The organism is Kitasatospora sp. NPDC101447, assembly GCF_044767225.1.
Classification (GTDB): domain Bacteria; phylum Actinomycetota; class Actinomycetes; order Streptomycetales; family Streptomycetaceae; genus Kitasatospora.
Genome location: NZ_JBIWNL010000006.1, coordinates 329,795 through 346,991 on the forward strand (window position 1 = coordinate 329,795; position 17,197 = coordinate 346,991).

Consider the following 17,197-nt stretch of genomic DNA (forward strand, 5'->3'; position numbering starts at 1 on the left):
TCAGTCGGTCGGCTGGGGCGTCCAGCGGTGCAGGCCCTTGCGGTCGTAGTAGCGCGTCATCCCGAAGCCGAACAGCAGGGCCAGGGCCACGCCGATCGCGATCATGACCCAGCCGCGGGTCAGGCCCGCGTCGCCCCGGGCGTCGAAGAACAGGATCGCCCGGATGCCGTCGCTCAGCTGGCGCATCGGCTCGAAGACGCCCAGGAAGCGGTAGAAGCCCGGCACCGCCTGCAGCGGGACGGTCGCGCCGGAGGAGGGCAGGGCCAGCGCGATGAAGACGAACATCGACACCAGCTGCCCGATCCCGCCGAACGCGGCGTTGATCGCCTGCACCCCGAGGCCGACCGCGAGACTGGCGCAGTAGGCGAAGAGCCAGAGCATCGGCTGGTGCGGGGCGTCCATGCCGAGGATGCCGACCGTGCAGAGCAGCACCAGCGACGTGGTGATCAGCATGATCCCGGCCGTCATGACCATCTTGAGCAGCAGCGTCTGGGTGCGGTCGATCGGGACGGTCGGGCGGCGGGTGTGCCAGGGGCCGATCTCGCTGTCGCTGTAGCCGAGCGCGCCGTCGACCCCGCTGTGGATGATGTTGCCGCCGATGAACCCGGTCAGGACGGCCAGCAGGGTGTAGTAGAAGGCGCTCAGGCCGAGTCCGCTGTGGCCGCCGATCGGGTGGCCGACCTGGGTGGCGACGGCGATCGGGTCGGCGAGCAGCAGGCGCGCGGTGGACCCGGTGTCCGGGCCCGGGGCGGGTGCGGGCGGGACGGCGGCGAGCAGGTCCCGGCCGGCCGCCTGGGAGGCCTGGTGGACGGCGTTCTGGGAGATCTGCGCGGCGATCGAGGAGCCGAGGCTGCCCATGCCGGGGTTGGTCAGCACGGTCACCGTCGGCCGCTGGGTGGCGCCGCCGGTGACCAGCGCGGTGACGGTGGCGGTGAAGTCCTCGGGGATGACCAGCGCGCCGTAGACCTTGCCCGAGGCGAGCTGCTCGCGCAGCGCGGCCTCGTCCACCTGCCGCCACTCGACGGTGCTGTCGGGCGTGCCCGCGACGATCGCCGCGGCCATCCGGGTGCCGAGGTTCTGCGGCTGTCCGGGCGGCGGCGCGCCCCGGTCCGCGTTCACCAGGGCGATGGGCAGGCGGTGCAGGTGCCCGGTCGGGTTCACGATGCCGCCCATGTAGAGCAGCGAGAGGACGACGGCCAGCAGGCCGCACAGGACGGTGGGGAAGAGCCACAGCTTCGGGTGCCGGGCGAGTGCCAGCGCCCGGGCCTGCCGGGGGGCCTCCTCGGAGCCTGCGGTCGCCATGCCTGCCACCCCTCGGTTCCGGGCACGGCCTGGTGCCGCTGCCGGTACGGCGGGAAGTCGTTCCGTGGCGACCGGACGGCCAAACCCGGGGCCACCCGGGTGGGCGCACCCGGAGGCAGAAGGTAAAGGTTCTACCAAGTACGCAAGTATCGGCCTCCGCCGGGGCTAAGCTCTGACGAGTTGGGGTGAACCGGTGGTCGCGTCGCGCGGACCGGTGAACTCCTTGCCGCGTCGATGACTCGCACCACGGGGTGCGCCGGCCGGGAGGAGGCGAGAGACATGGAATGCAGTAGTCCGGGCCACAGTTGCCCCTGCCCCCGCTTGCCCTCGTTCACCTCCGGCACGCGGTAACGACCTTCCCTGCTCGTCGCTCCGGCGACGCATCGACTCAGCACGCGGCTTCGCCATGCCCGGATGCGCCATGAGGTGCACTCATGGGACGGCTCATGAGACCTCCTCATGGCCCGGCTCATGAGGCGCGCTCATGGCCGCGGCCCATGAGACCTGCTCATGGGTTCGTCCATGAGGTGCACTCATGGGCGAGCTCATGAGCCTGCCTCATGAGACTGCTTCACGGGCCCGCTCATGAGCTTCCCTCATGGGCCTGCCTGCCCATGAGGCTTCCTCATGGGCCCGCACCGCCGCACGCCGATGCGCCGCGCCCGCCTGCAGGGAATCACCGCCGCGCGCCTCCGGCCCGCCCCGCCCACGCGGGGCCCACAGGAGGAACTCATGACCACGACCACCCGCACCACGACCGGTCCCGCCACCCACGACTCCGGCACCCCGGTGCCCGCACCGCGTCCGGCCGTCCTGGACGACGCCCACGTCGGCGACATCAAGGGCGCGTTCGGCACCATCCGCCTCGATGACGCCGCCCCCCGCCAGGGGCTCTCCGCCCGGCTGAAGACCCTGCTAGCGATCGTCGGCCCCGGGCTGATCGTGATGGTCGGCGACAACGACGCCGGCGCGTTCTCGACGTACGGCCAGGCGGGGCAGAACTACGGCACCCAGCTGCTGTGGACGCTGCTGATGCTGGTCCCGGTGCTGTACGTGAACCAGGAGATGGTGCTGCGCCTGGGCGCCGTCACCGGCGTCGGGCACGCCCGGCTGATCCTGGAACGGTTCGGGAGGTTCTGGGGCGCGTTCAGCGTGATCGACCTGTTCCTGCTGAACGCGCTGACGCTGGTGACGGAGTTCATCGGCGTCACCCTCGCCGCCGGCTACCTGGGCCTGCCGAAGGCGGCCGCCGTGGTGCTGGCCGCGGCGGTCATCATCGCGTCCGCGTTCACCGGGTCGTTCCGGCGCTTCGAGCGGGTCGCGGTGACACTGTGCGTGGGCTCGCTGCTGCTGGTGCCGATCTACTTCCTGGTCCACCCGAGGACCTCGCAGATGGCGCACGACTTCGTGACGCCCGCCGTGCCCGGCGGCGCGGGGCAGTTGGCCGCCGTGATGCTGGTGATCATCTCGATCGTCGGCACCACCGTCGCCCCCTGGCAGCTGTTCTTCCAGCAGTCGTACGTCATCGACAAGCGGATCACCCCGCGCTTCATGAGGTACGAGAAGGCCGACCTGTGGATCGGCATCGTGATCGTGATCGTCGGCGCGGCCGCCATGATGGGCATCACCGCCGCCGCCTTCGCCGGCACCGACGGCTTCGGGCAGTTCTCCGACGCGGCCGCCGTCGCCAGGGGCATCGAGGCGAAGGCCGGCCACCTCGCCGGCGTGCTGTTCGCGATCGCGCTGCTGGACGCCTCCGTCATCGGCGCGTTCGCCGTCTCCCTGTCCACCGCGTACGCGATCGGCGACGTGTTCGGCATCAAGCACTCGCTGCACCGCGGGGTGAAGGGAGCCAAGGGCTTCTACGGGATCTACGCGGGCCTGGTGGTCACGGCGGCCGCGATCACCCTGCTGTCCACCGACCACACCCAGGGCCTGATGACGCAGTTCGTGCAGGTGCTGGCCGGGGTGCTGCTGCCCTCCGCGACCGTCTTCCTGCTCCTGCTCTGCAACGACCGCGCGGTGCTCGGGCCGTGGGTCAACGGGCCCAGGACCAACGCCTTCACCTCGGCCGTGGTCGGCGTCCTGGTGACGCTCTCGATGATCCTCACCGCGGCCGTCGTCTGGCCCGGCATCAGCTCCGGGGCGATCCTGTGGATCATGACGGGCTGCGGCGTCGCGGGCGTCCTGGTCGCCGGGTACTCCTTCACCGCCGGTCGCACCGCCACCAAGGAGGACCCCGTCGACCGCACCGACCGGGAGAACTGGCGGATGCCCCCGCTGGAGACCCTCGACAAGCCGGTCATGTCCACCGCCCGCAAGGTCGGCATGGGCGCCCTGCGCGCCTACCTGCTGGTGGCGATGGCGATGGTCATCGTCAAGATCATCCAGACCGCGCTCAGCCACTGAGCCGCCGGTCCGGGCCGCCGGGCGCGCCCACGCACACGCGCGCCCCCTGAGCCCGCCCCGCCCGTACCCGCTTGCCCCGTGTCCGCGTGTCCCCTTGTCCTCTGCCCCCTGCCCCCTGCCCCGTCACGGAGGTGACCTGCCATGACCATCGTCGCCGTTCTCCGGCCCACCCGGCCCACCCGGCCGTCCACCGACCGGGGCCGCCGACGCGCCGGGCTCACCGCCCTCGGAGCCCTCGCCGCTCTCACCGCCGTCCGCCGACGGCTGGCGGCGAGCCCGCTGGACAGCACCGTCCTGCACGCCGTCGGGGCGCCGTCCACCGCCCCGACGAGCGGCCGCACGGGCGGGCTGCGGGCCCGCTGGCAGACCACCACCGCCCCGGACGGAACCACCCGCCTGGAAGCCACCTGGCACCCCGCCCGCTGACCGCCCACGCCACCCCGCCCCGGCCCCACCCCGACCCCAACCCACCGAGGGAGCATTCACCATGGCCGTGCGCCACCCCAGGCTCGACGCCGTCTTCTCCGATCACCCCGCCCCCGTTCCCACCCCCGTCACCACCCTCGTCCCCGCCCCCGTCGCGGCCCCCGCCGCCCCCACCCCCACCGGCCTGGTGGTGGACACCGAGCAGCGGACCGTCACCGTCGACGGCAACCGGCTCACGCTGCCCCACCTGGAGTTCGAACTGCTCGCCCACCTGGTCGGCAATCCCCGGCGGGTGCACTCCCGCAGCCAGCTGATGGAGACGGTCTGGGGCCGCCCGGACACCGGCACCAGCCGGACCGTCGCCACCCACATCGCCCGGATCCGCCGCAAGCTCGGCCCCGGGCACCGACAGGCGATCGCCACCGTCCGCGAGATCGGCTACACGTACGACCCCCGGCGGGCCCACGTCGGCTGAAACGGCCGGCTCGCCCGCCGGCCAGCCCGCCCGCCGGCCTGCCCGCCCGCCGGCCCGCCCGCTCCCGGCACCACCGAAGGAGGACCCCGCCATGGCCCGAACCGTTCAGCTCGCCCGGATCGTCCCGCTCCCCCGGAGCGCCCACTCCTCCCGGTCCGGCCGGGCGACCGCGCTGGGCGGGGTCCTCCTCCTGCTCTCCCTCCAGGGCCTCGCCGTCGGCCTCGCGCCCGGCCCGCTGCGGCTGTTCCTGTCCGGGGCGCTCATCGGCTCCTCGGTCGCCGGGCTGCTGCTCACCCTGCTGCTGGCCACCAGCCGGCAGCGGGCGGGCGCGACCCGAACGGCGACCGATCCGACCGATCCGACCGACCCGACCGCCCCGACCGACCCGAGGCACCGGCGGGGCGCGTGGCCCGCACGGGCCACGAGGCGCCCGCCGGGCGAGGACGACACGCAGTGGTTCAACGCCCGCTCCCTGGAGGGCTTCCCGATGGAGCAGGTCCGCCCGCTCCTGCTCGCCCCCGGTGCCCCGGGCCTGAACCGGCTCTACACCGCCTGGATGTTCGCCACCCACGGCCACGACCCGCAGTGGATCGCCCACCACCTGGACCTGCCGGCCCGGACCGCCAGGCTGCTGGTCAGCGCGGCCCGGGACCGGCCCTCACCCCGGACGTAGGGGTCCATTTGCACACGGACGTCCGAACGGAGCAGACTGCCGGGGTTTGCGCCGGAGGTACCGCCATGCCCTTGTCGAAGCCCGCCGCGGGCCCGCCCCCGGGCCCACCCCCCGGCACACCCTCGGGACCGGGCCCGTTCCCGGACACGCCCACGGACACGCCCACGCCTCAGCCCACACCCGCGCCCCCCGCCCGGTCCCGGATCCTGCCCCGCCGTCCGCGGTCCTCCTCCCGCGCGGCCCGCCGCCCCGGCCGGGGGCTGTGGGTGGACGTGGTGGTCGCGGCCGCCGTCCTGGTCCTGCTCTACCTCGGGCTGAGGCTCGGCCGGGACACCACCGTCCGGTTCGCCACCGCCCGGGACGCCGTCGTCGACACCGACCCCGCCCGGCTGCCGTACGACGCGGCCCGCACCCTGCTGCGGATGTTCGCCGCGCTCGCCGTCTCGATCGTCTTCACCTTCGGCTACGCCTACGCCGCCGCCCGCAGCCGACGTCTGGAACGCGTGCTGATCCCGGCGCTGGACATCCTCCAGTCGGTCCCGGTGCTCGCCTTCCTGACCGTCGCGGTGACCGGCTTCCTCGCCCTCTTCCCCGGCTCGATGCTGGGCCTCGAATGCGCGGCCGTGTTCGCCATCTTCACGTCGCAGGCGTGGAACATGACCTTCGCCTTCTACCACTCCCTCGTCTCCCTCCCCCGTGAACTCGACGAGCTGTCACGCTCGTTCGGGTTCAGCCGGTGGATGCGGTTCTGGAAGGTCGAGCTGCCCTCCGGCATGATCGGCCTGGTCTGGAACGGCATGCTGAGCTTCGGCGGCGGCTGGTTCTTCCTGGTCGCCGCCGAGGCGATCAGCGTCGACAACCAGCGGTACGCGCTGCCCGGGGTCGGCTCGTACGCGGGCGCGGCCGTCGCCGCAGGGGACCTCGGCCGGGTCGGCTGGGCGATCGCCACCATGGTCGTCCTGGTGGTCGGCGTGAACTTCCTCTTCTGGCGGCCGCTCACCGCCTGGGCCGAACGTTTCCGCAACGAGCAGTCCGAGGCCACCGAGGCCCAGCGCTCCGTGGTCCTCGACCTGCTGCGCCGCTCGCACCTGCCCGCACTGCTCGGCCGGGCGCTGCGGCCCGTCGGACGGGCGCTGAACCGGGCCGGGCGGCTGTTCGGCACCGGCGGCCACCCGTCGGCCGGCCACGCCACACACCCCGGCCACGCCACACACTCCGCATACCCCGGCAATCCCGCCCGCCCCGGCCACCACGCCCGCCGACAGCGGACCGGGGACGTGGTCTTCGCCCTCGTCGCGGGTGGCATCGTGCTCTGGGGCCTCGTCGACCTCGGCCGCTACCTCGCCGACCGCACCGGCCTCGGCGTGTTCGGCGAACCGCTGCTGCTCGGACTGGCCACCCTCGCCCGGGTCGTGGTCCTGGTCGCGGTGGCCACCGTCGTCTGGGTGCCGATCGGCGTGAAGATCGGCTTCTCGCCCCGGCTGACCAGGATCGCCCAGCCCTTGGTTCAGGTGCTGGCGAGCTTCCCCGCCAACTTCCTCTTCCCGCTGGCGGTCTGGCTGCTGCTGCGCACCGGGGTGTCGATCGACCTCGGCGGCATCCTGCTGATGGCCCTCGGCGCCCAGTGGTACGTCCTCTTCAACGCCATCGCCGGAGCCATGGCCATCCCCACCGACCTGCGCGAGGCCATGGACGACCTCGGCGTGCGCGGTTGGCAGCGCTGGCGGCGGCTGATCATCCCCGGCGTCTTCCCGGCGTACGTCACCGGCGGCATCACCGCCTCCGGCGGCGCCTGGAACGCCTCCATCGTCTCCGAGGTGGTCACCTTCGGCGGCACCACGCTCACCGCCACCGGCCTCGGGGCGTACATCGCCCGGGCCACCGAGCGCGGCGACCACCCGCACCTGCTCGCCGGCGTGGCCGTGATGAGCCTGTACGTCGTCGCCCTCAACCGCCTGTTCTGGCGCCGGCTGTACCGGCTGGCCGAACGCCGCTACTCGCTCTAGTCCGGAGTCCCCGCCGATGCGCTTCCCCTTCTCCCGTGCCGCCGCGCCCACGGCTCCCCCGGCCGTTCCCGCCCCGTCCCGTCCCGCCCTGGCCGTTCCCACCCCGTCCCTTCCCGCCGCGGCCGCCGAGGAGGACGAGGTCCTGCTGGAGACCGTCGGTCTGACCAAGTCCTACGCCGGGGCCGACGGCGAACTGCCGGTGCTCTCCGGCATCGACCTCACCGTCCGGGCGGGCGAGATCGTCGCGCTGCTCGGCCGCTCCGGCTCCGGCAAGTCCACCCTGCTGCGCTGCCTGGCCGGCCTCCTGCCGCCCGGCTCCGGCACCGTGCGCTACCGCGGCACCCCGCTCACCGGCGCCAACCCCGGCACCGCGCTGGTCTTCCAGACCTTCGCCCTCCTGCCCTGGCTGACCGTCCGGCAGAACGTCGAGCTCGGCCTGGAGGCCCGCGGGGTGGCGCCCCGCGAGCGCGCCCGGGCCGCCGCCCAGGCCATCGACCTGATCGGCCTGACCGGCTTCGAGTCCGCGCACCCCCGGGAGCTGTCCGGCGGCATGCGCCAACGGGTGGGCTTCGCCCGGGCCCTGGTCGTCGAGCCCGACGTGCTGCTGATGGACGAGCCGTTCTCCGCACTCGACGTGCTCACCGCCGAGCACCTGCGCGGCGAGCTGCTGGAACTGTGGGACTCCGGCCAGTTCCCCACCCGGGCCGTCGTGCTGGTCACCCACAACATCGAGGAGGCGGTGCTGATGGCGGACCGCATCGTCGTCCTCGGCTCCCGCCCGTACGGCACCATCCGGGAGACCGTCGAGGTCGGCCCGGAACGGCCGCGCGACCGCGACTCCGCCGCCTTCGCCGAACTGGTCGACCGGGTCTACCGGATCATGACGGGCCGCCCCAAGGACCCCCGCCACGGCGGCCGTTCCGACGACCACGGGACGGGCAGCCGTACGGCGGACCACGGCACCGACCGCCGCACGGCGCACGACGGGACGGACCACCGCACGACGGACGACGAGACGGAACGCCGTACGGTCGCCAACACCCCACTGCCCGCCAGCGGCGTCGACGGGCTCTCCGGCCTCGCCGCGATGATCGCCCACCGCGGCGGGCGCTGCGACCTCGTCGACCTCGCCGACGAACTCGGCCTCGACATCGACGACCTGCTCCCCCAGGTGGACGCCCTCGACCTGCTCGGGCTGGCCGCGATCCACGGCGACGACCTGGCGCTCACCCCGGACGGCGCCGCGTTCGCCGACGCCGACCCCCGGGACGCCCGCGCCGTCTTCGCCGCCGCAGCCCTCGACGTCCCGCTGATCAAGCTGATCGTCAACAGCCTCGGCGACCGGCCGGGGGCCACCGTCCGCACCGGCTTCCTCCGCGACCTGCTCGCCCGCCACCACACCCGCGAGCAGACCGACCGGCAACTGGAGACCGCCACCGACTGGGGGCGCTACGCCGGCCTCTTCGCCTACGACGCCGGGCGGCAGGAGTACCGGCTGGAACCGCCCGCTACGGCCCGCTGAGGAACCGGTCAGCCGGCCTGGCCGGCAGCCGGGCGCCGGCGCACCGCCCGTACGGCGCGGGCGAAGGGCTGCGGCGCGGTCGCCCCGGCCGGGGCCGCGCCGTCGTCGCCACCGTCGCCGCCATCGCGGCGGGAGGGCAGCTCGTGGGCGATCAGTGCGGCCTCGGTGAGCAGGCCGCGCACCTCGGTGGCCCGGTAGAAGATCCGCGTCCCCTCCCGTCGTGCCACCACCAGCCCCGCCGCCCGCAGCTTCGCCAGGTGCTGGGAGGTCGCCGCCACGTGCGCCCCCAGCAGCTCGGCCAACTCGCTCACCGGCAGTTCCCGCCGGCTCAACGCCCACAGCAACCGGTACCGCGACGGATCCGCCACCGCCTTCAACACCGCGACGGCCCGCTCCGCCGCCTCGGCGTCCCAGGCCTCCTGTTCCGCACCACCCATACACCGATCGTACCGACGCCGTCCCGCCCCACCCACGGCCGACCTCCGTCCCGCCCCGGCCCGGCGCGGGCCACCCCGGCCCGACGGCGGGGCCGGCTCAGCGCACGTCGACGGTGAAGTGCCGCTCACCCTGGTCGGACTCGCCCGGACGGCCCGCGTGATTGGGATCGTGCAGGGTGATGGTGGCGTGGCCCGGGTTGGGGCCGGCGCGGAAGACGAAGTAGTAGCGGCCGCCGGAGCCCGCCGAGCCGGTGGCGCCGACGAGGTCCCGAAGGCCGACGTTCTTGACGTACTCGTCGCCCACGGTCTGCACGGCGGCGGGGTCGGGCGCCGGGTCGGCGACGGTCCAGACCTGGCCGGTCACCCGGTGGGCGCTGACCTCGACGGAGAACAACTCGCCCGGCTTGACCGCCAGTTCACCGGAGGCCACGGTGAACACCGTGCCGTGGTCGAGCTTGCCGGCGCTCATCCGGTGGACCACCACCGCGCCCGCCACGCCCGCGACGGCCAACAGGGCAACCGCCGCGATCAGGATCCGACGCCAGGTCACGAGGTCGCCTCCCGGTGGGTGACCCGCAGGGCCAGGACGGTGGCCACAGCGTCCAGCCAGCGGGCGACCAGCAGGTCCCCGGTCGGATCGCCGACGACCATCGAGGCGGCCTCCAGCCAGCCGCGCGCCACCGCCGCCGCGGGGCCGGGCAGCGGCTCGGGCAGCGCGGCGGCGTAGCGGGTGCCGCCGGAGCGGACCACCTCGCCGAGGAAGACCAGGGCGCGCGGCAGGACGCCGAGCCGGTCGACGGTGATCGCGGCGGCCACCGCGCCGTCGCCGAACAGCGTGGCGCGGTGCGGGCCGGCGGCCGGCAGGCCGAAGCGCAGCAGCACCTCGACGTCCAGCTCGGCGAGATGAGCGTCGCTCATGGGGGGAGGGGTGGTACTCACCTACGGCCTCACTTGGGCATCTGGACGTGGTCGGCGATCGGCATGTTCCCGCCCTGCGCCGCACCCTCCATGTGGTTGTTGATGAAGTCGCTCTCGCTCACCCAGACGGTGTAGCCCCAGGGGTTGTAGATCTCCAGCTGGTCGCCACGGTGCCCGATGATCATCATCTGGTGGCCGTCCGGCCGGAACCAGGTGTCCTCCTTGACCCCGATCGGCACCGGCTTGCCCTGGTCCACCGCGGACTCGACCTGGGCCAGCACGTCCTTGCGCTGCTCCGGGCCCTCCAGGTCGACGGTGTGGTAGCCCGCGCCGGTGTGCTTGCCGATCTCGTCGTTGGCAGCGTCCTTGGACTCCCCGTCGCTCATCCCGTCCTGCCACTCGTCCCACCAGTTCTTGGTGTCGTAGACGCGGTCGGTCTCCTTGAGCCAGCGGTCGTACGCGGCCTTGCCGTTGTCGTACTGCGGATCGCCCGGGTGCCCGCCGGTGGTGAGCTGGAGGGAGAAGAGCGGGTCGACCATCGCCCGGGCGGTGACGGTCGAACCGGCCACGCAGGTCGGCTTGTCGCCCTGGTTCCACGCCACGCCCATGTAGGAGGTGTCCCGCTGGTTCGTGGAGGAGGAGTCGATCTGCACCGGGGACAGGCGCTGGGCCAGCCAGGAGGGGTCGCCGCCGTGCTCGTGGATCTGGTCGTCGAACGCCTTGATCTCGTCGTAGCTGTGCCCGGCGGCCAGCGCCTTCATCAGGTAGGCGCGCTCCTCGGGCGACTTGCTGCCGGCCAGCAGCTGGTCGAAGCGGGCCCGATCGGCGTCGCTCATCTTGTCCATGAACTGGCCGGCCCGGTTCACGTCGTTCGCCGTGAGGATGTTGCCGAACTGGTCGCTGCCGGCGACGGACGCGTCCGCGATGACCAGCTTGTCGGCGGCGCCGAGCCCCTTGTTCTTGAACTTGCCCGCCAGCGCCTTGCCCGCGAGCGCGTTCAGCTCGCGGGCGGCCGCGCGGCCGGCGTCCTCGGCCTTCACCGCCGCGTCGAAGATCGACTTGATGCCGTCCTTCGCCTTGCCGTGCGCGGTGTGCATCTTGTCGTCGTCCCAGTTGAACGGGTCCGGCGCGCCCGAGACGGTGATGTCGTGCAGCAGGCTCAGCGCCTCGCTCAGCGGCGCGTGGCCCTGCCCGTGCAGGGTCTGCGCCTCGCTGAGCGCGGAGGCCAGCGCGTTGAGCTGGTCCCGGCCCTTGCCCAGCATGTCTCGGCAGCGCGTCAGGTCGTCGGCGGAGGCCTTGACCACCTCGGCCGCCTTCTCGCCGACCTGCCCGGTCCAGGCGTCCGGCAGGTGCTCGGCGCTGACCCTCGCCACCTTCATCTGGATCTGATCCAGCTGGCTGTTCGCCGTGTTGTACGCGGTGGCGAACTCGCCGAGCTTGCCCGGATCGCCCTTGGGCGCGGCCAGTTGCAGGGCGTCGTGGACGGCGTACTTGAGGTCACCGGCGCCCCACATGCCGTGGGACTCGTCGATGGTCTTCTTCAGCCGCTCGGCCTGCTGGCGCTGACTGCCCAGGTCGGCGAACGGGTTGAGCGGGTCGACGCTGTGATCGGGCACCGGTCAGCCCCCCTGCTGCTGGTACTGCTGCTCGACACCGTGATCGGTGTTGGTGTAGTTCGCCGCGGTGGTGTGCACCTTGCCGCCGAGGTCCTTCAGCGCATCCACGTTCACGCCCAGCTCGTCCTGCCAGGCCTGCCAGAACGCCTTGGCCGCGTCGCCCGCGCCGTACTCCCCGAAGGTCCCCTCGCCGGACATGCCCAGCCTGCCCAGCGCGTCCTTCACCGAGCCGACGTCCGTGCTCGCCGTTATCAGCTGGTCGCCCGCGTCCCCGAGCTTGTCCGGGTGGGCACTGAACCCCGCCCCGGCACCGTCGCTGCCCATGACATCTCCCCCGATACCCCGTCATACAGTCCGAAGATCGCCGGACAGCATACCGGCAGTTCCGCCGCCCTCCCTCCCCCGAGCACCGGCTTCCACGGGCAGTCGCACAACCCGCCCGATCTCCCCGGAACGGTCACACGATCAAGAGGATCCCTTGATGCACCGACCGGTTCGCCCGGCCACACGGTCCTTCGGTCGGGCTGCCACGCCGTCAGACCGCCGGGTCACCTGGTCTCCGGGTCTCCGGGCCGGCCCGGTCGTCCCGTCGGGCGGCCCGGCCGGCGTTCCGCGCGGGCGTTCCAGGCTGGTGTCGATGCGCAGGTCAGATGGGGTGGAACCGTTCCAGCGTCCCGGGTTCACGGGGAGGGCTGGCGGGTGGGACGGACGGCGGACCAGGGTGGTGGTCGGCGGCCGGAGGCGATGGCCCCGCCGCCCGGTCCTCTCCTTTCCTTCACCCACCACTGTTACGGGGGAACCTCCATGCCCGTTCGCCGTGCCCTGTTCGTTCCGGCAGCCCTCGCCCTGGGCGCCGCGCTCACCCTGACCGCCTGCCAGTCCGGCGGCGGCACGGGCGATGCGCAGCAGAGCGCCAAGCCCACCCAGGCCGCCACGGCCGGTGCAGCCGGTGCAGCCGGTGCAGCCGGTGCAGCCGGTGCAGCCGGTGCAGCCGGCGCAGCAGGCGGCACCACCGGTGCTCCCGCCGCCCCGGCCGCCAACCCCACCGGCGCGCCCGGCGCGCCCGCCGCGAACGGCACCAAGGCCCGCCCTACGATCCCCGCCGCCAGTTCCTCCCGCGGTGGCGGCGGGGAGGCGGCCGGCGGTGAGGCGTACGCGTACTCGCACCCCTGCGACGCCGCCAAGCTGTCGGTCCGCGTGACCACCCGGGCCGAGGCGCCCGGCCAGCGGGTGATCGAGGTGCGCAACCAGGGCACGACGGCCTGCGGCCTGAGCTACTACCCGCAACTGAGCCTCGGGGACTCGCACGCCGCCGACCACGGCCAGGACGTCAGGCCGCTGGTGCCCGGCGGGCTGGGCGGTGCGCCGGCGTACCCGGTGGCGGCCGGTCAGACGGCGTACGCGGTGCTCGACCTCAACCCCGGCGGTGCGGCGGGCGGCGCGGCTTCCGGCATCGACGAGCTGAACGTGCTGGCCGACGGCGACCACATGGCCAACTCCGACACCCACAACTTCCCGCTCGGGAGCGGCGCCAAGGTGGGCAAGCCGAAGCTGGGCCTGTACCGGGGCAGCGTCGCGGAGGCCGCCGCGTCGGCGGCCGGCGCGGACCGGCAGTCCTGACCAGGGCCGTTGTGCTCCCCCTCCTCCGGGCGCTCGCCCGCCGAACCGGTACCGTGAGCTGCGGATTCGACGGGATCCGCAGCCGGTTCGGGGTGAGGGGTACGCAGCGCATGAGCGTGGAGACCGACGAGTTCGCGGCGATGCTTCGGGAGCTGAAGGAGCGCTCCGGCCGCAGCTACGGCGTGCTGGCGACCCGGCTGCACGTCAGCACCTCCACGCTGCACCGCTACTGCAACGGTGCCGCCGTTCCGGCCGAGTACGCACCGGTGGAGCGCCTCGCCCGGGTGTGCGGGGCGGGCGACGAGGAGCTCGTCGAGCTGCACCGCCGCTGGATCCTGGCCGACGCGGCCCGCCGCCGGGAGACGGGCCCGAAGCCGGACGGCGCGAGGACCGAAGGCGCGAAGGCGGACGAGGCGAAGGCGGAAGGCGTCGGGACGGAACCGCTGCGCGGACCGGAGTCGGCCTCGGCGCCGAAGGCCGCACGGGAGCCCGCACCAGTCCCCGGACCGGAGCCCGCACCGGTCCCCGCTATGGCTCCCGCGCCGGGCGGGGAGGTGGAGCCCGTACACCCCGTGACCCCTGCCGCCGAACCCCGCCGCCGAACCCGCACCCGCGTGCTGCTGAGCGCGGCGGCCGTCGCCGCCGTGGCCGTGGTGGTCTCCACCTTCGTCCTGCGCGGCCCCGGAGGCACGCCGGACGCGGCGGGCTCCCCGACGACGACCGCCACCGCCGCCACGACCGCGCCGGCCGCCTCGTCCGCCGACACCGCGGCCCCCGTGGCGGCCGCCGCACCCACGTCCCCCGCGGGCACCCCCACCGGCGCGCCCTCCCCGACGGACTCCTCCACGGACGCCCCCACTCCCACGGGCACCCCCGAGGACGTCCAGGCCCCCTTCCACGTCAACGTCCTCACCGACAACTGGGGCAGTCCCTGCGACCAGTGGTTCCTCTCCCCGCGCACGCCCGGCCAGGTGACCCGCCCGCCGGACACCGCCGCGCGCACCGGCAGCTGGGCGGCCGCGCAGCACGCCGTCCCGGCCGGGCACCTGCGGCTGCAGCTGACCGCCCAGGGCACGAGCGCCACGCCGGTGGTCCTGCACGCCGTGTACGTGCACATCGTCAGCACCCAGCCCGCCCCGAAGTGGAACGCCTACACCCCCGGTGCCGGCTGCGGCGGGGGTCTCACCCCGGCGTCGTTCGCGGTGGACCTCGACTCGGCCGCACCGCACGCGGTCCCCGCCCCCGGCTCGGAGGGCGCGAAGAAGCTCCCCGTCACGGACTTCCCCTACCGGGTCTCGGACACCGACCCGCAGGTGATCGACGTGGACGCCACCACCCGTTCCCAGGACGTCTCGTGGTACCTGGACCTGGTGTGGAGCAGCGGGGACCGCCAGGGCACCCTCACCGTGAACGACAACGGACGCCCGTTCCGCACCGCGGGCCTGCACGGCGCGCCGAGCTACTTCCACAACGGCACCGCCTGGGCACCGAGCCCCGCCGAGGACTGAGCGCCTCGGCGGGGGCCGGTCGCGGGGCCCGGTCGGCCGGGCCCCGAAGGCCGAAGGCCGAGGGCCGAGGGCCGAGGGTCGAATCAGACCGGCCAGGTCAGTCGAGGTTCTTCTCCAACGCGGCGAGGTAGTTGCGCATCATGTGGTCACGGATGCCCTCCCCGGTCGGCGCGAAGGCCGCCTCGCCCAGCCCCTTGGCCCTCCCCGCGAGTGCGGCGACCAGTCCGGTGTCCTCCTGGATGCGGCCCGCCGCGTCGAACCGGCGCAGCTCCGGGACGTGGGTGAACGCGGGCTCCGGCGGCAGCTGGGGGACGATGTCGTTGTTGTTGACGAACCGGTGGGTCCGGCCCCGGAGGCCCTTGTCGTAGGCGTCCGCCAGGGCCCGGTCGCAGGTGCGCGGCTGCCCGAAGGTGACCACGCCGTCCGCGCGCAGCCGAGGCTCCTCCAGGTAGAGGCGGGCCGCGACCAGCATCGCGAGCGCGCCGCCGAGGCTGTGCCCGGTGAACCAGAGGTTCTGCCCGTGCGTGCGGAGTTCCCCGATGCTCTTGGCGACGTCGGGGAAGACCGATTCGAGGGCTTCGGCGAAGCCGTGGTGGACGTAGCCGGTCCGCGCGGGGCCGGGCCAGGGCGGGGTGGTGGAGTCGGTGAGCCAGTCGCGCAGTTCGCGCGGTTCGGTGCCGCGGAACGCGACGACGATCATCCGGTCGCTGCTCATGGTGTACGCCTGGGTGTCCTGCAGCGGGAACGGCGGGGTGAACGCGGTCCAGTGGTGCCGCACGTCGTCGAAGCCCCAGGCGCGGGCCTGCTCGTCGACGACGGTGTCGTCCTGGTAGGCGAGTTCGGCCGCCTTGGCCAGGCAGTAGGCGTGCGGCAGGCTGTAGCCGGCCGCGCTGTGGTCGAAGGTGGTGGGTACGGCCACGGTGGGCGCTCCGTTCGATGAGGGCGGGCGGGCGGCCTGAGCCGGGCCCGCGAGGGGGGACTGCCTCTCTTCGTAACCGCCGCCGCCCCGGCTGCCCCCGCGACGCCACGCCCCACTCACTCGAACAGGCCCGCGGCGGCGGCGGTCCGGCGGCCTCGGGCGACGTCCCCGTGCGACGTATACCGTCCGACTGACGGCCGTTAGCATGACGGGTGAGGCGCCGGAAGTCGGTGTCCGGTGGGCGGATTCCGCCACGGAGCTGAGGAGTTGACGATGGGTCGCGCATTCCCTCTGGTTCGGACGACCACCCCCGTTCCGGAGGCGGAACGACGCGCCGTCCTCGCCGCTCCGGGCTTCGGCAAGCACTTCACCGACCACATGGCCACCGCCACCTGGACGCCGGGCGAGGGCTGGCACGAGCGCCGGGTCGGCCCGCTGGCGCCGTTCTCGCTGCACCCGAGCGCGTCCGTGCTGCACTACGCGCAGGAGATCTTCGAGGGGCTGAAGGCCTACCGTCACGCCGACGGCGGCGTCTGGCTGTTCCGGCCCGAGTTCAACGCGCGCCGCTTCGCCCGGTCCGCCGAGCGGCTCGCGCTGCCCGTGCTGCCGGAGGAGGACTTCCTCGCGAGCGTCGAGGAGCTGGTCCGCGCGGACGAGGCGTGGGTGCCGGCCCCCGACGGCGAGGCGAGCCTCTACCTGCGGCCGTACATGTTCGCCTCGGAGGCCTTCCTCGGCGTCCGGCCCGCCGAGGAGGTCACCTACTCGGTCATCGCGAGCCCGGCCGGGCCGTACTTCGCCGGCGGGGTCACCGGCATCACGCTCTGGGTCAGCACCCGGTACACCCGCGCCGGGCGGGGCGGCACGGGCGCGGCCAAGTGCGGTGGCAACTACGCCTCCAGCCTGGCCGCGCAGATCGAGGCGAAGCAGCACGGCTGCGATCAGGTGCTGTTCCTGGACGACACCGGCGGCGAGGGCGGCCTGGAGGAGTCCGGCACGATGAACCTGTGCCTGGTCACCTCGGCCGGGGAGCTCGTCACCCCCGAGCTCGGCACCATCCTCGACGGCGTCACCCGGGACTCGATCCTGACCCTCGCCGCCGAGTTCGGCCTGACCCCGGTCGAGCGCACGGTCGGTTTCGCGGAGCTGCGCGCCGGCGCCGCCGACGGCACCGTCACCGAGGTGTTCGCGGCCGGCACCGCGGCGGTGATCACCCCGATCGTCGCCTTCAAGGGCGAGGGCTACGAGTTCACCGTCGGCGGCGGCGCGCCCGGCAAGCACACCCTCGACATCCGCGCGCACGTGCTGGACATCCAGTACGGGCGGGCCGAGGACCGGCACAGCTGGCTGCGGCGGGTGCTCTGACCGG

The 17,197-nt window shown here is 73.6% G+C and carries 16 protein-coding genes; 9 read left to right on the forward strand and 7 right to left on the reverse strand.

Annotated elements, in window-relative coordinates; all coding sequences use genetic code 11:
* A complete protein-coding gene (locus ACIRST_RS12315) occupies window positions 1-1,302 on the reverse strand; it encodes a DUF3533 domain-containing protein (protein WP_350519209.1) in 1,302 nt (433 codons plus the stop codon).
* Between the two features lie 732 nt (window positions 1,303-2,034).
* Between ACIRST_RS12315 and ACIRST_RS12320 the strand changes: the two genes are divergently transcribed.
* The 6 genes from ACIRST_RS12320 (at window position 2,035) to ACIRST_RS12345 (ending at window position 8,813) form a co-directional block, all read left to right on the forward strand.
* Window positions 2,035-3,711 (forward strand): NRAMP family divalent metal transporter, encoded by a 1,677-nt coding sequence (locus tag ACIRST_RS12320; RefSeq protein ID WP_402802114.1) that lies wholly within the window; start codon window positions 2,035-2,037, stop codon window positions 3,709-3,711.
* Between the two features lie 141 nt (window positions 3,712-3,852).
* The gene (locus ACIRST_RS12325; RefSeq protein WP_402802116.1) at window positions 3,853-4,137 is read left to right on the forward strand and encodes a hypothetical protein; all 285 of its coding nucleotides are present in this window, start codon (window positions 3,853-3,855) and stop codon (window positions 4,135-4,137) included.
* Between the two features lie 61 nt (window positions 4,138-4,198).
* On the forward strand, window positions 4,199-4,612 hold the full coding sequence (locus ACIRST_RS12330) for a winged helix-turn-helix domain-containing protein (protein ID WP_402802117.1): 414 nt from the start codon (window positions 4,199-4,201) through the stop codon (window positions 4,610-4,612).
* A 91-nt stretch (window positions 4,613-4,703) separates the two neighbouring features.
* A complete protein-coding gene (locus ACIRST_RS12335; RefSeq protein WP_402802118.1) occupies window positions 4,704-5,285 on the forward strand; it encodes a hypothetical protein in 582 nt (193 codons plus the stop codon).
* Window positions 5,286-5,551: 266 nt separating this feature from the next.
* Window positions 5,552-7,291: an ABC transporter permease gene (locus tag ACIRST_RS12340; RefSeq protein WP_402802119.1), complete on the forward strand. Its 1,740-nt coding sequence runs from the start codon at window positions 5,552-5,554 to the stop codon at window positions 7,289-7,291.
* Between the two features lie 16 nt (window positions 7,292-7,307).
* Window positions 7,308-8,813: a nitrate/sulfonate/bicarbonate ABC transporter ATP-binding protein gene (locus ACIRST_RS12345; protein ID WP_402802120.1), complete on the forward strand. Its 1,506-nt coding sequence runs from the start codon at window positions 7,308-7,310 to the stop codon at window positions 8,811-8,813.
* A gap of 8 nt (window positions 8,814-8,821) precedes the next feature.
* On the opposite strand, the gene ACIRST_RS12350 is transcribed toward ACIRST_RS12345, so the two are convergent.
* From ACIRST_RS12350 to ACIRST_RS12370, 5 genes are all read right to left on the reverse strand, one after another.
* Window positions 8,822-9,250, reverse strand: coding sequence for a metalloregulator ArsR/SmtB family transcription factor (locus tag ACIRST_RS12350; protein WP_350519216.1), 429 nt, complete (start codon window positions 9,248-9,250; stop codon window positions 8,822-8,824).
* 97 nt (window positions 9,251-9,347) lie between these two features.
* Window positions 9,348-9,800: a protease inhibitor I42 family protein gene (locus ACIRST_RS12355; RefSeq protein WP_396552767.1), complete on the reverse strand. Its 453-nt coding sequence runs from the start codon at window positions 9,798-9,800 to the stop codon at window positions 9,348-9,350.
* Complete coding sequence (locus ACIRST_RS12360; protein WP_350519218.1) at window positions 9,797-10,168, reverse strand: hypothetical protein; 372 nt, start codon at window positions 10,166-10,168, stop codon at window positions 9,797-9,799. Before ACIRST_RS12360 ends, ACIRST_RS12355 begins: the two co-directional genes overlap by 4 nt.
* 29 nt (window positions 10,169-10,197) lie before the next feature.
* Window positions 10,198-11,784 (reverse strand): hypothetical protein, encoded by a 1,587-nt coding sequence (locus ACIRST_RS12365; protein ID WP_402802124.1) that lies wholly within the window; start codon window positions 11,782-11,784, stop codon window positions 10,198-10,200.
* A gap of 3 nt (window positions 11,785-11,787) precedes the next feature.
* Window positions 11,788-12,108, reverse strand: a complete 321-nt coding sequence (locus ACIRST_RS12370; protein ID WP_350519220.1) for a type VII secretion target — start codon at window positions 12,106-12,108, stop codon at window positions 11,788-11,790.
* 480 nt (window positions 12,109-12,588) lie between these two features.
* On the opposite strand from ACIRST_RS12370, the gene ACIRST_RS12375 reads away from it, so the two are divergent.
* Both ACIRST_RS12375 and ACIRST_RS12380 read left to right on the forward strand, forming a co-directional pair.
* Entirely contained in the window at window positions 12,589-13,404 is an 816-nt protein-coding gene (locus ACIRST_RS12375) for a DUF4232 domain-containing protein (protein WP_402802127.1), read from the forward strand.
* Window positions 13,405-13,514: 110 nt separating this feature from the next.
* Complete coding sequence (locus tag ACIRST_RS12380) at window positions 13,515-14,912, forward strand: helix-turn-helix domain-containing protein (protein ID WP_402802129.1); 1,398 nt, start codon at window positions 13,515-13,517, stop codon at window positions 14,910-14,912.
* Window positions 14,913-15,009: 97 nt separating this feature from the next.
* Here ACIRST_RS12380 and ACIRST_RS12385 read toward each other — a convergent pair whose 3' ends face one another.
* The gene (locus ACIRST_RS12385) at window positions 15,010-15,831 is read right to left on the reverse strand and encodes a lipase family protein (RefSeq protein WP_402802131.1); all 822 of its coding nucleotides are present in this window, start codon (window positions 15,829-15,831) and stop codon (window positions 15,010-15,012) included.
* Window positions 15,832-16,104: 273 nt separating this feature from the next.
* Here ACIRST_RS12385 and ACIRST_RS12390 point away from each other — a divergent pair, with 273 nt between their 5' ends.
* On the forward strand, window positions 16,105-17,193 hold the full coding sequence (locus ACIRST_RS12390; RefSeq protein ID WP_402802134.1) for a branched-chain amino acid aminotransferase: 1,089 nt from the start codon (window positions 16,105-16,107) through the stop codon (window positions 17,191-17,193).
* The last annotated feature ends 4 nt before the right edge of the window (window positions 17,194-17,197 follow it).

Bases quoted from the DNA above. Each gene is read 5' to 3' on its own strand.
- ACIRST_RS12315 (WP_350519209.1), bottom strand. From the start codon at position 1,302: ATGGCGACCGCAGGCTCCGAGGAGGCCCCCCGGCAGGCCCGGGCGCTG.
- ACIRST_RS12380 (WP_402802129.1), top strand. From the start codon at position 13,515: ATGAGCGTGGAGACCGACGAGTTCGCGGCGATGCTTCGGGAGCTGAAG.
- ACIRST_RS12330 (WP_402802117.1), top strand. From the start codon at position 4,199: ATGGCCGTGCGCCACCCCAGGCTCGACGCCGTCTTCTCCGATCACCCC.
- ACIRST_RS12335 (WP_402802118.1), top strand. From the start codon at position 4,704: ATGGCCCGAACCGTTCAGCTCGCCCGGATCGTCCCGCTCCCCCGGAGC.
- ACIRST_RS12360 (WP_350519218.1), bottom strand. From the start codon at position 10,168: ATGAGCGACGCTCATCTCGCCGAGCTGGACGTCGAGGTGCTGCTGCGC.
- ACIRST_RS12370 (WP_350519220.1), bottom strand. From the start codon at position 12,108: ATGGGCAGCGACGGTGCCGGGGCGGGGTTCAGTGCCCACCCGGACAAG.
- ACIRST_RS12345 (WP_402802120.1), top strand. From the start codon at position 7,308: ATGCGCTTCCCCTTCTCCCGTGCCGCCGCGCCCACGGCTCCCCCGGCC.
- ACIRST_RS12350 (WP_350519216.1), bottom strand. From the start codon at position 9,250: ATGGGTGGTGCGGAACAGGAGGCCTGGGACGCCGAGGCGGCGGAGCGG.
- ACIRST_RS12325 (WP_402802116.1), top strand. From the start codon at position 3,853: ATGACCATCGTCGCCGTTCTCCGGCCCACCCGGCCCACCCGGCCGTCC.
- ACIRST_RS12375 (WP_402802127.1), top strand. From the start codon at position 12,589: ATGCCCGTTCGCCGTGCCCTGTTCGTTCCGGCAGCCCTCGCCCTGGGC.
- ACIRST_RS12390 (WP_402802134.1), top strand. From the start codon at position 16,105: ATGGGTCGCGCATTCCCTCTGGTTCGGACGACCACCCCCGTTCCGGAG.
- ACIRST_RS12320 (WP_402802114.1), top strand. From the start codon at position 2,035: ATGACCACGACCACCCGCACCACGACCGGTCCCGCCACCCACGACTCC.